General features: G+C 67.1%; 13 protein-coding genes and 1 pseudogene. All 14 read right to left on the bottom strand.

Annotated features, from left to right (window positions below; genetic code table 11):
• Positions 1-129 precede the first annotated feature (129 nt).
• Positions 130-1482: an ATP-binding protein gene (locus tag IGW04_RS10315; protein WP_194712983.1), complete on the bottom strand. Its 1353-nt coding sequence runs from the start codon at positions 1480-1482 to the stop codon at positions 130-132.
• Positions 1479-2138 (bottom strand): response regulator, encoded by a 660-nt coding sequence (locus IGW04_RS10320; protein ID WP_194712984.1) that lies wholly within the window; start codon positions 2136-2138, stop codon positions 1479-1481. Before IGW04_RS10320 ends, IGW04_RS10315 begins: the two co-directional genes overlap by 4 nt.
• A 107-nt stretch (positions 2139-2245) precedes the next feature.
• On the bottom strand, positions 2246-5368 hold the full coding sequence (locus IGW04_RS10325; RefSeq protein ID WP_194712985.1) for an efflux RND transporter permease subunit: 3123 nt from the start codon (positions 5366-5368) through the stop codon (positions 2246-2248).
• Between the two features lie 7 nt (positions 5369-5375).
• The gene (locus tag IGW04_RS10330) at positions 5376-6578 is read right to left on the bottom strand and encodes an efflux RND transporter periplasmic adaptor subunit (protein ID WP_228526982.1); all 1203 of its coding nucleotides are present in this window, start codon (positions 6576-6578) and stop codon (positions 5376-5378) included.
• A gap of 5 nt (positions 6579-6583) precedes the next feature.
• Positions 6584-7849 (bottom strand): TolC family protein, encoded by a 1266-nt coding sequence (locus IGW04_RS10335; protein WP_194712986.1) that lies wholly within the window; start codon positions 7847-7849, stop codon positions 6584-6586.
• Positions 7850-8295: 446 nt separating this feature from the next.
• Positions 8296-8475, bottom strand: coding sequence for a hypothetical protein (locus tag IGW04_RS10340; protein WP_194712987.1), 180 nt, complete (start codon positions 8473-8475; stop codon positions 8296-8298).
• Positions 8476-8669: 194 nt separating this feature from the next.
• A complete protein-coding gene (locus IGW04_RS10345; RefSeq protein ID WP_194712988.1) occupies positions 8670-8972 on the bottom strand; it encodes a DUF4148 domain-containing protein in 303 nt (100 codons plus the stop codon).
• A gap of 896 nt (positions 8973-9868) precedes the next feature.
• Complete coding sequence (locus tag IGW04_RS10350) at positions 9869-10726, bottom strand: isocitrate lyase/PEP mutase family protein (protein ID WP_194712989.1); 858 nt, start codon at positions 10724-10726, stop codon at positions 9869-9871.
• Entirely contained in the window at positions 10723-11232 is a 510-nt protein-coding gene (locus IGW04_RS10355; protein ID WP_194712990.1) for a LeuD/DmdB family oxidoreductase small subunit, read from the bottom strand. The genes IGW04_RS10350 and IGW04_RS10355 overlap by 4 nt, the downstream gene beginning before the upstream one ends.
• Entirely contained in the window at positions 11229-12515 is a 1287-nt protein-coding gene (locus IGW04_RS10360) for a 3-isopropylmalate dehydratase large subunit (protein ID WP_194712991.1), read from the bottom strand. Before IGW04_RS10360 ends, IGW04_RS10355 begins: the two co-directional genes overlap by 4 nt.
• A 5-nt stretch (positions 12516-12520) precedes the next feature.
• The gene (locus IGW04_RS10365; protein WP_194712992.1) at positions 12521-13498 is read right to left on the bottom strand and encodes a tripartite tricarboxylate transporter substrate binding protein; all 978 of its coding nucleotides are present in this window, start codon (positions 13496-13498) and stop codon (positions 12521-12523) included.
• 100 nt (positions 13499-13598) lie between these two features.
• Complete coding sequence (locus tag IGW04_RS10370; protein ID WP_194712993.1) at positions 13599-14381, bottom strand: GntR family transcriptional regulator; 783 nt, start codon at positions 14379-14381, stop codon at positions 13599-13601.
• Positions 14382-14570: 189 nt separating this feature from the next.
• Positions 14571-15914 (bottom strand): NAD(P)H-dependent oxidoreductase, encoded by a 1344-nt coding sequence (locus IGW04_RS10375; RefSeq protein WP_194712994.1) that lies wholly within the window; start codon positions 15912-15914, stop codon positions 14571-14573.
• Between the two features lie 84 nt (positions 15915-15998).
• Positions 15999-16146: pseudogene (sdhB, locus tag IGW04_RS10380) on the bottom strand (succinate dehydrogenase iron-sulfur subunit); the annotation flags it as partial.

A 16146-nucleotide genomic window follows, 5' to 3' on the forward strand; every position in this document is an offset into this window, starting at 1 on the left:
CCTACGACAGACGCCGCACCTTATCCGCTTCAGGCATCGCCGTGACGGCGCGCTCAACGGGATTTCACTGCAACGGCAACCGCAACCTGCCCCAGCCGCAGCCCGCCATGCAGCCCACCCGTACACGCTTCAGCTGGCCTGCTGCCCCGCAGCCCCAATCGCCCTGCTCCCGGCATACACCCCAAACCGTATCCGCACCAGCAGCCCGCCAAGATCGGACCGGTCCAGCGTCACCGATGCGCCGTGGCGGCCGGCGATGGCCTTGACGATGGCCAGGCCCAGGCCGCTGCCGCCGGGGGGCGAACCGGGGACGCGGTAGAAGCGGTCGAATACCCGCTGCCGGTCCTGCTCGCCAATGCCGGGACCGCTGTCCTCGATGGTCACCACACCCATGTTGCCCTCGGCCTGCAGCGTCACTCGCACCGTGCCGTTTTCCGGGGTGTAGCGCACCGCATTGTCGAGCAGGTTGCGCAGCATGATCTGCCAGCCTTCGGCGTCCCCCACCACTTCCATGTCGCGCACGCCCTCGTACTGGATCTCGATGTTCTTCACCAGCGCAAAACGCGCGGCGTCGCCTGCCGCCAGTTCCAGGCAGGCCGGGATGTCGACCCGCTTCACCACCCCGCTCTGCAGCGGCGGGTCCTGGCGCGCCAGGTTGAGCAGCTGCTCGACCAGCCGCGAGGCGCGGTCGATGCCGCCCAGCAACCGCTGCGCGCCCTGCATCCGGGTTTCCTCGTCCTTGGCGCGCATCAGCGTCTGCACCTGCAGCCGCAAGGCCGTCAGCGGCGAACGCAGCTCATGCGCGGCGTCGGCCACGAAACGCTGCTGCGATTCCAGCGCATGCGACAGCCTTGTCAGCAGGGAATTGAGTTCCGACGTCAGGCCGGATACCTCCGTGGGCACGCCGCGCTCCGAGACCGGCGCCAGCGAACCAACGTCGCGGTTGGTGAGGTCCTCGCCGATGCGCTTCAGCGGCGACAGCGCGGCGCTGACCACGCCCCAGGTCGCCAGCAATAGCAACAGCGAGGTCGGTATCGTCGGCGACAGCGTCTTAAGCGCCAGGCTGGTCGCCCGGTCGCGCCGCACCTCCATGTTCTGCGCCACCTGTATGGTGCGGCCATGCGCCATCAGCGCATACACCCGCCAGTCGCCATCGGCCAGCGCCACGGTGGAGAAGCCCGGCCCTTCCTGCTTGGGCGGAAAGTGCGCCACCGAGGACTGGTAGCGCTTGTTGCCGTTCTCGTCCCAGACCTGGATCGCGAAATCGTAGGCATCGTCATTGCCGACGCCATGGCGGTACCAGTCCCATTCCTGGAAGTCGCTGTCCTGCAGCGCCGAGGCCATCTGCTGCATGTGGTAGTCGAACAGCTTGTTGGCTTCGTGGCGGGCGGCGCCGTAGGACGTGGCGAACTGGATCACGGCCGCCACGATGATCTCCGCGCCCAGCAGCAGCAGCAGGCGCACCCGCAGCGAACGCATCATGTCTTGCCGACCATGTAACCCAGGCCGCGCACATTGATCACGATCTGCTGGCCCAGCTTCTTGCGCAGGCCGTGGATGTAGACCTCGATCGCATTGCTCTCGACTTCGCCGGACCAGCCATAGAGCCGTTTCTCCAGCTGCTCGCGCGACAGGATCGCGCCCGGGCGCAGCACCAGCGCTTCCAGGATTTCCCATTCGCGCGCCGACAGCATCACCTGCCGGCCCGCCAGCTGCACCTCCCGGGTGTCGATATGCACCATCACGTCGCCGTTGCGGTAGACCCGCTCGAAGCCGCCGCGCACCCGGCGCATCAGCGCTTCCAGCCGGGCGATCAGCTCGTCGAGGTCGAACGGCTTGACCAGGTAGTCGTCGGCGCCGCTGCGCAGGCCGTGCACCTTCTCGGCCACGGTGTCGCGCGCGGTCAGCACCAGCACCGGCATCGCATTGCCCTCGGCCCGCAGCTTGCGCAGGATGTCGACGCCGTCGCGGTAAGGCAGGCCGAGGTCGAGCAGCATCGCGTCGTACGGCCGGGTCGCCAGCGCGGCCTCGGCCTGCATGCCGTCCTTGACCCAGTCGACCGACAGATTCTCGCTTTCCAGCGCGATCTGGATGCTCTCGCCGATCATTTCATCGTCTTCCACCAAGAGTATCTTCATTGCTCCCCCCGCTTCTCCTGCTCCTCTTGCCTCTTCCGCGCCGGGCCGGCGCGGCCAGCCATGGCGCCGACATTACCATGGCCGCCGGCGCCGGCATACGTCCCGCCTCAGACGCCGTCGTCGCCCTTGTGGTTGCCGGTGTCGTCGAACCACTGGTACAGGGCCGGCAGCACCACCAGCGTCAAGAGCGTCGATGTCACCAGCCCGCCGATCACCACGATGGCCAGCGGCCGCTGCACTTCCGAGCCCGGTCCGGTGGAGAACAGGAAAGGCACCAGGCCCAGCATCGCCACCGTGGCCGTCATCATCACCGGCCGGAAGCGCGAGGTCGCGCCGAGCTGGGATGCTTCCCGCAGCGGCGTGCCGGCCCGGCGCAGGCTGCGGATATACGACACCAGCACCACCCCGTTGAGCACGGCGATCCCCCACAGCGCGATGAAGCCCACCGAGGCCGGCACCGACAGGTATTCGCCGGCGATGAACAGCCCGAAGATGCCGCCGATGGAGGCGAACGGCAGCACCATGATGATCAGCGTGGCCAGCTTGAGTGAGCCGAACAGCAGGAACAGCAGGAAGAAGATGGCGGCGATCGTCACCGGCACGATGATGGACAGGTGGCCCAGCGCCCGCTCCATGTTCTGGAACTGGCCGCCCCACTCCAGCCTGTAGCCTTCCGGCAGCGCCACCTGCTTCTCCACCGCCGCGCGCAGTTCGGCCACGAAGCCGCCGAGGTCGCGGTCCTTCACGTTTACGCCCACCACGATGCGACGCTGCGCCGCCTCGCGCGAGATCTGCGCCGGGCCGTCATGCACGGTGATGCTGGCCACGTTTTCCAGCCGCACCGCCGCGCCGTCGGCGGTGGTGATGAGCTGCGAGCGGATCGCCGCGACATTGTTGCGGAAGGATTCCGGCAGGCGCACCACCGCGTTGTAGCGGCGGGTGCCCTCGTACACCTCGGTGGCGACCTTGCCGCCGATCGCGGTCTCGATCACGTCGTGCACGTCGGCCACGTTGATGCCCAGCCGCGCAATCGCCTGGCGGTTGATGTCCACCGACAGATATTGCTGGCCCGCCACCTGCTCCACCCGCAGGTCGTAGGCGCCGGCCACGCCGCGCGCCACGCGGGCGATTTCGTCGGCCTTCTTCTTGAGCATGTCGATGTCCTCGCCGAACACCTTCACGGCCACGTCGGAACGCACGCCGGTCACCATTTCATCGACCCGGTCCGAGATCGGCTGGGCCATCACGATCTGCACGCCCGGCAGCTGCAGCAGCTTCTTGCGGATTTCCTCGGCGATGTCGTCCTGGTTCCAGCCGTCCGGCCACTCGTCGCGCGGCTTCAGGCTGACGATGGGCGTGGACTCGTTCTGGCCCTGCGGATCGGCCGGCGATTCGCCGCGGCCGACCGAGGACACCGCCGACTTCACGCCCGGCACCGTCATCACCAGCGCCATCGCCTTCTGCTCCATCCGGATCGATTCCTCCAGCGATATGTTGGGCACGCGGTTGATGCCCGGCACCACCGATCCCTCCTTCATCTCCGGGATGAAGGCCGTGCCCAGCAGCGGCACCACCGCCAGCGAGCAAAGGAACACCACCAGTGCGCCGATGAAGGTTTTCTTCGGCGAATTCAGCGCCGCCTGCAGCAGCGGCAGGTAGGGTTTCTTCATCGCCGAGATGAGGCGGGTGTCATGCTCGCCCTCGCCCGGCTTGACTTTCAGCAGGTAGGACGACAGCACCGGCGTCAGGGTCAGCGACAGCAAGAGCGAGATGAACAGCGCGATCGCGATGGTATAGGCCAGCGGCGCGAACATCTTGCCTTCCATGCCCGACAGCGTCATCAGCGGCAGGAACACCAGGATGATGATGCTGATGCCGAAGATCACCGGCGTGGCCACTTCCATCACCGCCGGCAGGATCTGCTGCAGCTTGTTCTGCTGCCCGGCCGGCCGCGCCAGGTGGACGTGGGCGTTTTCCACCACCACCGCCGGGCCGTCCACCATCAGGCCGATGGCAATGGCCATGCCGCCCAGCGACATCAGGTTGGCGGACAGGCCGAAATGATTCATCACGATGAAGGTCAGAAGCGGCGTCAGCACCAGCGTGGCCACCACCGCCAGCGACGAACGCACGTCGCCCAGGAACAGGAACAGCACCACCACCACCAGGATCACGCCCTCGATCAGCACCTTGATGACAGTCTGCAGAGCCGAATCGACCAGCTCGGAGCGGTCGTAATAGGACACGATGCGCAGGTCCTCGGGCAGCATGCCCTTGTCGTTGATTTCCGCCACCCGTTCCTGGATGCGCGACACCACTTCCTTGGCATTGCCGCCGCGCAGCATCATCACCACGCCGCCCACCGACTCGGTCACGCCATTCTTCACCAGCGCGCCGACCCGCACGTCGTGGCCGATCTGCACGTCGGCCACGTTGCGTATCATCACCGGCACGCCGCCGCTTTCCTTGAGCACGATATTGCGGATGTCCTCGGTGTCGCTGATCAGGCCCAGGCCGCGGATCAGGTACTGCTCCGCGAACTGCGGCAGCACGCCGCCGCCCGAGTTGGCATTGTTCAGCGCCAGCGAACGGTAGACTTCCTGCAGCGTGATGCCGTAGTGGCGCAAACGGTCCGGGTTCACCAGCACCTGGTACTGCTTCACATAGCCGCCCTGGGAATTGATCTCTGCCACGCCCGGTATCGAGCGCAACAGCGGCCGCACCACCCAGTCCTGGGTATTGCGGCGCCGTGTCAGTTCCTCCACCGACAGCGTGCGGTCGCCATCGTCGGCGCGTTCCAGCGTGTACTGATAGACCTCGCCCAGGCCGGTGGACACCGGCCCCAGTATGGGCGTGACATTCTGCGGCAGCCGCTGGCCAATTTCAATCAGGCGCTCCATCACCAGCTGGCGCGCGAAATAGACATCGGTCTGGTCAGTAAATACCAGCGTGATCAGCGACAGCCCGGCCTTGTTCAGCGAGCGGATCTCGGTCATGGCCGGCAAGCCTGTCATCGAGATCTCGATGGGCGCCGTCACCAGCCGTTCGACTTCCTCGGGCGAGCGGCCCGGCGCTTCGGTGGCGATCTGCACCTGCACGTTGGTGACATCGGGAAAGGCGTCGACCGAGAGTTTTCTGGCCGCATTCAGGCCAAAGGCCATCAGCACGAACGCCAGCACGACCACGACCAGGCGCTGGTTCAGGGCGCCTCTGATAAGGGATTGGATCATGTTGGCGTCACTCGCTGAGCAGCATGCGCTTGCGTTCGTTGTTGAGATGGAAGGCGCCTTCGACCACGACCCGGTCCTCCGCCTTGAGCCCGCTTTCAACCGGGCGCACGCCGGCGAATTCCGGCCCCAGCTTGACCTTCACCATGCGGAAGCGGCCGTTGCCCTCGTCCTTCAGCACATGGTCCTCGTCGTTCTCGCGCACCACCGCGCCGGCCGGCACCGCCAGCTTGTCCACCGGGCGGCTGGCGATCAGCATCGTGGCCAGCATCGCCGGCTTGAGCATCCGCTCGGGATTGTCGATCTCGGTGCGCACGGTGACGGTGCGCCGTTCGGCATCGACCGTTGCGCCCACATACACCAGCTTGCCTTCCAGGCGCTGGTCGCCCAGCGCGGGCACTTCGATCTGCACGCTCTGCCCGACCTTGATGCCATTGATCTGCTGTTCCGGCACCTCGGCCACCACCCAGACCCGCGACAGGTCGGCGATGGTAAACAGCATGTCGGCCGGCTGGGTCACCTGGCCCAGCGCAACCTTGTGCTCCACCACCACGCCAGGCGCGGTGGCGATGATCTGCGAGGTCGAATTGATGGTGCCGCTCTTGCCCAGCGCGCGGATGGCGCCGGCGCTCATGCCCTGCACCCGCAGCTGCTCGGCGGCGGCGCGCTTCTCCGCCTCGGCAATCGCCAGTTCGCTTTCCCGTTTCTGCAGCTCGGCCGAGCCGATCACGTCCGCCGCCAGCAATTGCCTGGCGCGCTCGACATTGCGCTGGTTCAGCTTGGCGCGTGCATCGGCGCTCAGGTAGGCGAGCTGCGAGGTGCCGAGCTCGGTGCTGTTGAGCTGGGCCAGCAGGTCGCCGGCCTTCACGCTTTCGCCGCGCGTCACGTGCAGCTGGGTCACGCGGCCGGTCACGTTGGCGCCGATCCGCGCCAACCGGTATTGATTGAAGTCGACATGGCCGGCGATGCGCTCGGTATGGCTGATCGGCACAGTGGTCGCCTGCTTGACCACCAGCTCGCGCTGGATTTCGGCGCTGGCCGTCACCAGGGTCGGGTCCTTGCGCTGCGGCTGGGCATCCTTGGTCGCGGCGGCGTTTGCGGTGCCGGCGTCCTTTGAAGCGTCGCATGCGCCCAGCAGGGCCAGCGGCAGCAGCAATGCTGCGGCGCGCAGGCCGGCCCTGCCGCGTGCCATCGGGAATGGGAAAGCGTTCATCGTCGTTATTCCTGATTCAGGGTTTGAATATCAATCAGCGCCGCGCGGCGCTCGAAGCGGGCAGAGATCAGCTCGTTGCGGGCGCTGCGGTAGACACGCTGCGCATCGAGGTAATCGAGGATGCCGCGCTCGCCGAAGCGATAGGCCGCCTCCGCCACCCGCAGCGCGGCCTCGGCCTGGCGGATGATCCCGGATTCCAGGGCGCTGACCTGGTTGGTGCCGATCTGGTATTGCTGGTAGGCGTTGGAGAGCTGCTGGCGCAGGTCGAACTCGGCCTGTTCCTGCTCGAACTGCAGCCGCGACAACTGGGCGGAGGCTTCCGCCACCGGGCCGCGCCGGCGGTCCCAGAGCGGAATGGTGACCGTGACGCCGAAGCGGGTGCTGCGCACCTCCGGGTCTTCGTCATAGCCGGCGCGCAGCGTCACGGCCGGCGTGCGCAGCGCGCGCTCCAGCCCGAGCTGCTCGCGCCCGCGCACGGTCAGTGCGCGGGCCCGCGCCAGGCCGGCATTGCGCTCCAGCACCTGTGATTCCAGCGTGGCCAGCGGCGGCAGTTCGGGCAGGGGCTCGATCTCGGCATTGACCCCGAAATTCGGCGGCAGCACATTGCCCACGCTGTTGCGCAGCGCGGCCTTGGCCTGTTCCACCCGAAGCCGCGCGCTCTGCGCCTGCTTCTGCGCATTGAGCAGTTCAGCGTCGGCGCGGATGATGTCGTAGCGCGGCGCCTCGCCGGTGGAGACCCGCACCGACACGCGTTCCCGCACCTGTTCCGAGGTTTTCAGGTCCTGCTCGGCGGCTTCCAGTTCGGACTCGCGCCGCAGCACATCGTAGTAGCGCAGCTTGACCATGCGCACCAGTTCCTGCCGCGACACCCGCAGCTGCGCCTGCTCCGCGCTCAGGCCGGCGGTGGCGGCATTGATGCGGGCATTGCGCTGGCCCGGCAGGTCCAGCCGCTGCGCCAGCGTCAGGCCATGGGTATTGCCCGCGATCGCGGTTGGAACCCGGGCGCGCTGCGATCCGTTGGACCATTCGACTTCAGGATTCGGATAAGCGCGGGCGGTATCGATGGCCGCGGCCGCGCCATTGACGCCCTCGGCTGCCGCCCGCAGCCGCGGATGCTGCTCCTGCGCCAGTCCCACCAGCTGTGACAGCGAATACCTTTCCTGCGCCTGGAGCGGCGCGGCAAGGCAGAACAGCGCGCCGACGCACAGCGTCAGCCGCAACAGGGAAGCGGCCGCGCGCCGCGCGGCCAGGGGTTGGTCATTGCCTGACATTGTTGTTGGCACTCCATATGCGCTGCCGGTGCAGCTTTGCGAGAAAGGGATGGGTGCGCTACGGCCGGCTGCCGCCGGGCGCGCTCACGACGCTGCGCATGGTAATGATGAAAACTTAGGGGGAACTTAGAACGCCTGAGGAGACGCGTGGAGCGCTCTCTGGCCGGGCGTGCCGGCGCGTGGAAAACCAGTCCTGGCGGGATTGAAGCCGCGTGAGGCGATCGCCTCCACGGAGGCAATCACCTGGGGCCGAGAGGATGGCGGCACGCCGCCTTCAGCACAAGAAATGCCCTTCCGGGCATTTTCTTGCCCGGAAACAGCCTGTCTGCCCTGCAAGCGCCACGTCGTGTTTGGTGTGCGGATGCAGTGGCAGGTGCCGACGCTGGCCTGGCGTCACGGGTTGCCGATGGTGCTCGGGTGCAGGCGTCGCGCAGGCGGCCCTGCCGTCAGCCGCCCATCATGCCCCGGCACGCCGCCAGCATTGAAGAGAACGCGCCCTGAAAGGGCAGGCCGCCCATCATGGCGCCGTGCATGAAGAGCATGCCGAAACTGCCCAGCACGGCGAGCGCGCCGATCGCCGCCAGCACGATGACTACAACTCGCACCGCTCCCGGCCCTGTGTCCATTGCAAGCTCCTTGTTTGCGCTTCATCGCTCCTGTTAGGCAGCGGATCTGACACGAGGTTCGCTGCGCAGTTCAGGATGCAGCAGATAAGGCAAAAGCCGGCGTGCGTGCGCCGGCTTTTGCCTTATCTGCTGTTTCGGTCCGGCCGCCCTGCAGGGCGCGGCCGGTTGCTGCTTCAGAGCGGATTGACTGCTGCTCAGCCGCCGAAGTAGGTGTCGTTCACATCGCCGTAGTGGCGGTTGGACGCGGCCTTGATGGCTTCGGCGCGCACTTCCTGGCGGCTCCGGCTGCTGGCGGCGTAGACCGTGTCCTGGCCGTCATGCTGGCGCTGGACGATGGCGCCTTCCGAGGCGGCCTGGGCCAGGTCCTGGCGCACTTCGGCACGGGTCAGGCGGGACTGGAAGCCGGCGTCCGGGGCGACGAATTCGGTCTGCTGGGCAAAGGCCGAACCGGCGGCGGCGAAGACGGCAACTGCGGCGATGAGGTTCTTGACGTTCATGGTGTTCTCCAAATAAAGGTTAGGGAAGCGGGCACGGCGGTCAAGGCATTCAAGAGTCAAGTCTGCCCGTCGGGTCCTGCTTCGGTGAACCGCACTTGCTGGTGCGTTCATCGATGGACACAGTATACTCACCCTTCCGGCCGCAATAAACAGCATCGGAATCAATGAACCATTTCGTTTTCAGGAATAAAGCTGGAGTGGCAGGCTTGGAAGGCAGATCCATCGCGAGCCAGAATGCGTCCCGCGATGTGCGGAGGATTGCATCCGGCTCCTGCCCGTATAAATTGACTAGGTTTACAAGGAAGCATGGCTTCCGCCGCTGCCGTTGAAGTGGCCGTTGCCGTTGAAGTGGCCGTTGCCGTTGCTTTTGAATCCCCGTTGAGCGCGCCGTGCCGGCGATGTCTGAAGCGGGAAAAGGTGCGGCGTCTGTTTGAGTGGAGCGAAGCGGAGCGAGTTTAGCCGCGCCCCGCTTCAGGCATCGCCGGCGCGGGGACCCCGCGTCAGCGGGGCGCGATCATCGGGGTCGCCTTTTTTGCCTCCTTTTTTGGCGAAGCAAAAAAGGAGGTCGCCCGCCGGGGCGAACTCCCGGCCTGGTCATGATGGGAGGACATGCGCATTGGGTCATCAGGGTAGAGACGTCCCTGCGAAGGAGCAGTCAGCCCCCCGCGAAGCAGCAGTCAGCCCCCCGCAAAGCAGCAGTCAGCCTCAATTTGAAAATCCAGCAAGAGCAGGAGCGACGGTGCCCCGCGAAGTCACCCCACCCGACTACTGTGCCGTCGGTATGGTGCGGCGGAATGCCCCTGCGGGGTATTCCGCCCTACGTCCTAAGCCATGCGCCATGCGCGGGCACCTTGCGCTCCGTGCTACTCGATTAAAAAACCAGGACCGAACCCGCCCTATCCCTCGTACCGCCGCCCCCGCTCCAGAATCCCGGCCGTCCCCAGCACCCCATTGAGCGCATCAAAGTCCAGCATGCGCCCCGCATTGCCCTGGTTGCTGCCAGCGTCATGCAACTGCCTGAAGTAGGCGTCAAGCGCATGCGCCACCGCCCGCACCGTGCCGCCCGGAAAAATCGCCAGCCGGTAGCCGATCTCCTGCAGTTCCTGCGCATCCTTCAGCGGCGTCTTGCCGCCTTCGACCATATTGGCCAGCAGCGGCGCCCTGGCGCCGAAGCGCCCGGTGACGATGCGCATCTGCTCCACGTCGCGCACGGCTTCGATGAACAGCACGTCGGCGCCGGCGTCGAGATAGGTCTCGGCGCGGTCCAGCGCCGCGTCGAAACCGTCGACCGCCACCGCGTCGGTGCGGGCAATGATCAGGGTCTGGTCCGAGGCCCGCGCATCCAGCGCCGCCCGGATCTTGCCAGCCATCTCGCCGGCGCCGATCAACTGCTTGCCGTCCAGGTGGCCGCAGCGCTTCGGGCTGGTCTGGTCCTCAAGCTGGATCGCCGACGCGCCGGCGCGCTCGAAGCGCCTGACGGTGCGCTGCACGTTCAATGCATTGCCAAAGCCGGTGTCGGCATCGATGATCACCGGCAGCGCGGTGCGCTCGCGTATCGCGGCCATGGTGTCGCAGACCTCGGCGAAGCTGACCAGGCCGATGTCGGGCGCGCCCAGCCGGGTGTAGGCAATGCTGGCGCCCGACAGGTACAGCGCCTCGAAGCCGGCGCGCTCGGCCATCAGCGCAGAGAAGGCGTCATAGACGCCAGGCGCGATCAGGATGCGCTGCTGTTGCAGCCTTTGTTTCAGGGTCATGTCGTCTCCTCCTTGTGTTTCTGCTGCTGCGCCAGGCGTTTCTTCAAATGCGGCAGCAGGCCGCCGTCGTCCACCATCGCCATCAGGAAGCCGGGAATCGGCTCGCACGCCAGCGTCACGCCCTGCTGCGGCAACAGGATGCGGCCCGCCACCGGGTCGACCTCGATCGCCGCGCCGTCGGGTATGCCGCCGGTATCGGGGCACACCAGCGCCATCAGCCCCAGGTTCAGCGCATTGCGGTAAAAGATGCCGCCAAAGGACTGTGCCACCACCGCGCGGATGCCGAGCGCCTTGAGCGCCTGCGGCGCCTGCTCGCGCGAGGAGCCGATGCCGAAGTTGCGCCCGGCCACCAGGACGTCGCCCTCGCGCACGCCACTGGCGAAGTCCGGCCGCACCGCTTCCAGGCAATGCGCGGCAAGCTGCGCGATCGGCAGCTTCATGTACTGGCCGGGCGCCATCACGTCGGTATCGACGCCGTCGCCGAATTTCCAGACCCGCGCGCTCATCGGCTTTCCCCCAGCAATGGCCGCGGGTCCGCGATGCGGCCCGCCACCGCCGACGCCGCCACCGTGTAGGACGAGGCCAGCCAGACCCGGCTGCTGTCGGCGCCCATGCGGCCCCGGAAGTTGCGGGCGGTGGAGGAAATCACGCGCTCGTTGTCGTCAAAGCGGAACTGGCCGTAGCCGGCGCAGGCGCCGCAGCCGATCGGCAGGATCTGCGCGCCGGCATCGGCCAGCGCCTGCAGCGTCCCTTCCGACTGCGCCGCCTGCTGGTCGCGCAATGATGCGGGCGCCACCAGCAGGCGCTTGCCCGCCGCCACCCGCCGGCCGCGCAGGATGCGGGCGGCCATGCGCAGGTCGGCCAGCTTGGCGCCGGTGCAGGCGCCGATATAGGCGGTGTCGATTTCCTGGCCCGAAGCGCCCTCGACCGGCCCGGCATTGGCAGGGCTGTGCGGCGCGGCTACCTGGGGCGCCAGCGTGGATGCGTCGAATGCATGGCGCGCCAGCAGCGGCGCGCCGGGGTCGGTACGCCAGTCGGCGAGGTCGGTCACGGCATCCGGCCGGCCCGGTGCGCCGGCGGCCTGCAGCCAGCCGCGCGTGGTCGCATCCGGCGCCACCAGCCCGGCCTGTGCGCCGAGTTCCGCGGCCATGTTGGCCAGCGTCATTCGCTCCTGCATTTCCAGCGCGGCAACCGCCTCGCCGGCAAATTCCACCGCCTGGTACTGGCCGCCATCCATGCCCAGCCTGCCGCACAGGAACAGCATCGCATCCTTGGCCGAGACGCCGTCCGGAAAGCGTCCCCTCCATTCGATCAGGATGGTGCCGGGCACCTTCAGCCAGATCTCGCCGGTCACCAGCACGCCCAGCATTTCGGTCGCGCCTATGCCGAACATGTAGGCGCCGAATGCGCCGCCAGTGCTGGAGTGGCTGTCGCCGCCGACGATCAGCATGCCGGGACGGATATGCCCGCGTTCCGGCAGCACCACGTGGCAGATGCCCTGTTCGTCATGGAAGTGACTGATGCCCTGCTGCTTCACCCAGTCGCGGGTGAAGCGCAGGATCTGCTGCGAATCAGGGTCCTCGGCCGGCACGTAATGGTCGGTGACGATCACGTAGCGGTCGGGATCCCATACCTTCGCGCCCAGGGCATCGAGCATCGGCGCCACGCGGCGCGGGCCAGACGAGTCATGCGACATCGCCAGGTCCACCCTGCAGGTCACGATCTCGCCCGGCTGCACCGACACCCTGCCGGCGGCGCGCGCGATGATTTTCTGCGCAAGCGTTTCCATCGGCGCTACTCCGCCACGGCGCCGGAAAACTTCACGACCTTGGCCCAGTGCTGCACGTCGCGCGCGACGAACTCGCCGAACTGCTGCGGCGGCATCGCGCTCGGGGTGCCGCCGTCGGTTTCCAGCTTCTTCACGAAGGCCGGGTCCTCGATCGCCTTCTTCGCGGCTTCGTACAGACGCTGCGTCACCTCGGCCGGCATTTTCGCCGGGCCGAACAGGCCGAACCAGGCATTCGACTCGAAGCCCTTGACCGTCCTGCCGATCGGCGGCACGTTGGGGAACTGCGGCATCGGCGCGGCGCTGGTCACGCCCAGCAGCTTGATCTTGCCGCCCTGCAGATGCGGCAGCACATTGAGCGCGCTGGCGAACATCAGTTCGACATGGCCGGCCAGCACGTCGGTGATGGCCGGGTTGGTGCCCTTGTAGGCGACATTGACGATATTAACGCCGGTCATCATCTTCAGCTGTTCGCCCGCCAGGTGCAGCGAGGAGCCGCTGCCGCCGATGGCGAAATTGAGCGCGCCCGGATTCTTCCGTGCGTAATCGAGCAGTTCGGGCAACGTATTGGCCGGCACGTTCTGGTTCGCGATCAGCACGCTGGGCACGGTGGCGACCATGGTGATCGGCGTGAAGTCCTTCACCGGGTCGAACGGCAGCTTCGGGTACAGCGAGGCATTGATGGTGTGGCTGGTGAAGCTCATCAGGATGGTCTCGCCGTTGGGCGCGCTCCTGGCGACCGCCTCGGCGGCGATGTTGCCGCCGGCGCCGCCGCGGTTTTCCACGATCACCGGGCGCTTCAGGCTCACTTCCATGCCGCGCCCGACGGCGCGCGCCAGGGTGTCGGTGGTGCCGCCGGCCGGCGCGCCGACGACGATCCTGATCGGCCGGGAATTGTCCTGGGCCAGCGCGGGCGCGGCGGCCAGGCTTAATGCAAGGGCCAGGCTTGCCGCGACGCGGCCGAGGGTGGGGCATGTGGTCTGCATCTGTGTCTCCTTTGGGTTCGATTCATTGTCAGGGGCCGGTCTGCGCCGGCCTGGCTCATTCCCTGCGATATGGCGGCATGCCGCTTCCTGGCCCCTGTGCTCAGGGCCGCGCAGCCTCGTCCTTTTGCACCCAGACGCGCGCTTCTTCGTCGCCGCCGCGCCAGAGGTCCATCCGGTACTCGTAGCGGTCGGGCCGGTAGAGGCCCTGCAGCCACTGCACCGGCCGACCTTCCACGTCCAGCACCAGGCGCCTGACCGCCAGCAGCGGCGCGCCGACCGGCACGTCCAGCAGCGCGGCGACACCGGTGTCGGCAAGCCGCGCCGTGATCGTCTGGCGCGCGTGCCCCACCTTCACGCCCTGCTCTTCCAGCAGCGTCAGCATCGGCCGCGCGCTGAGGGCCTCGGCATGCAGGCGCCCGCCGATCGCCGCCGGCACGTAGGTCGTGATGTGCGACACCGGCCCCTTGTCGATGCTGCGCACCCGCACCGTCCTGACCGCGGCCTCGCCGGCGGCCAGCCCGAGCTCGGCCGCGATCTCCGGCAAAGGAACGGCGCGCTCCAGGCAGATCACGCGCACCGAGGTGTCCAGCGCCGAACTGATGATGTTTTCCAGCAGGCCGGCGGAGCGCCGCTGCTCCTGCGCCTGCCTTGCCACCGCCGGGTTGACGAAGGTGCCCGCGCCGCGCCGGCGGGTCACCAGTCCTTCCTGCACCAATTGGTCCAGCGCCTTGCGCATCGTGATGCGCGACACCTTGTATTGCCGGGCAAGGTCGAGTTCGCCGGGCAATGGCAGGGTGGCGTCGCAATCGGCGACGCAACGGTCGCGCAGGACCAGGTAGATCTGGTGGTACAGGGGCACAACCGAGCCGGGGACTGCGTGCATGGGAGGGAAGCAGAGTGGGTCGAATGCGGGGATGCTAGTCCTGAGCTATTGTCATGTCAATAGGACATTTGATGATACATTTGCCCGGCCCCTGGCTTGCAGGCGTGATCCGGGCGCCAATCGGGGTTGTTTGACAAAGCTCGGAGATAGCCGGAAGCGGCGTAGAGCCGCTTCCCGGACAGTTACTCCTCAGTCGGCCCGGCCGCAGACCGATTCCATCTCGCGCCGGATGCGCACCGCCAGCGACGATGCATCGACATCGACATCGCCCCAGCCTACCGCCTGGCCCGCCTTCACCGGATTCTTCAGCCGCACGCCATGCGCCAGGCCCAGCGGCAGGCCGCCCAGGCGCAGCGATTCGCGGGCCGGCAGCAGCTTGCCATAGACCGTGAAGCCGCCCTCGCCGTCCAGCATTTCGCCGGCCGCGAGATCGCGCTTGGCGGTGGCCACCACGTCGCCGTTCCAGCACACCGGCGCGCCGGTCGGCTCGCCGCGCAAGCCCACCGAGGCCACGCTCAGGCCCAGTTCCAGGCCGATCAGGTGGTAAGGCTTGTACATCGAGGAATATTCGCCGCTGGCATCGGTCTTCAGGCCGTACTCGCTGAAGCAGCGCTTCACGTACTCGCTGCCGGCCGCAAACGTCACATACACGCCCCAGCGCAGGTCGCGCGGCACCGGGGAGCCGTCGCGCTGCAGGCTGGAAATCACTTCCACCTGGCCGCGCTGCGCCAGGATGCCGCCATCGGCCTGCGGCTTCAGGATCGCTGGCAGATCATCGACATCCACCGCCGGAAAGGCCAGGCCGCTGGGCGCCTGCAGGCCGGTGGCATTGGCCACCGCCGCCATCTCGATGGCGCTCTTGGTGCCGTCGAGGAAGCTGTTGAACATCTGCGCATTCATGCCGCCCTGCCGCGCGTCTTCGGCCGACAGGCCGTAGTGCTGCCACACCGTCTCGGGCGTGGAGGCATGATAAGTCGGCAGGTACTTGGTGCCCTTGCCGGCGGCCACCACCTCGAAGCCGGCGGTGCGCGCCCAGTCCACCATCTCGCAGATCAGCGCCGGCTGGTCGCCATAGGCCAGGGAATAGACGATACCGGCCTCGTCGGCACGGCGCTTCAACAGCGGGCCGGCCAGCGCGTCGGCCTCGACGTTGACCATCACGATGTGCTTCCCGTGCTCGCAGCAGGCCAGCACGTGGCCGATGCCGGCGGCCGGGTTGCCGGTGGCCTCGATGATGATGTCGATATGGGGGGAAGCGATCAGCGCCTGGCTGTCTTCGATGATGGCGGTTGCGCCGTTGCCGGCAGCCTGTTCCAGCGTGGCGGCAGCATAGCGCTCGGCTGTCCAGCCAAGGTTGGCGAGTGACTGTTTGACTCGCGCAGGCGCAAGGTCGGCGATGCCGACCAGGTGCACGCCGGGCGTGCGCGGCACCTGGGACAAATACATGGAGCCGAACTTGCCGGCCCCGATCAGGCCTACCCGCAGCGGCTTGCCCTGCCGCGCGCGGCTTTCCAGTTTGGCGAAAAGATTCACGAGGTCTCCTTGATGTCGTTGTTGTCAGGAGCGCTCTTTATATCACCTCGATCGTCTTTTCATGTCAGCGACTTTCCCGGGCGCTTACACCGCGCGGCGGACCAACAGCTCCTTGATCTTGCCGATGGCCGCATTCGGGCTCAGGCCCTTGGGGCAGACGTCGACGCAGTTCATGATCGAGTGGCAGCGGAACAGGCGGTACGGATCTTCCAGGTTGTCCAGGCGCTCGCCG

The sequence above is a fragment of the Noviherbaspirillum soli genome (assembly GCF_015352955.1).
Lineage (GTDB): Bacteria > Pseudomonadota > Gammaproteobacteria > Burkholderiales > Burkholderiaceae_D > Noviherbaspirillum_A > Noviherbaspirillum_A soli.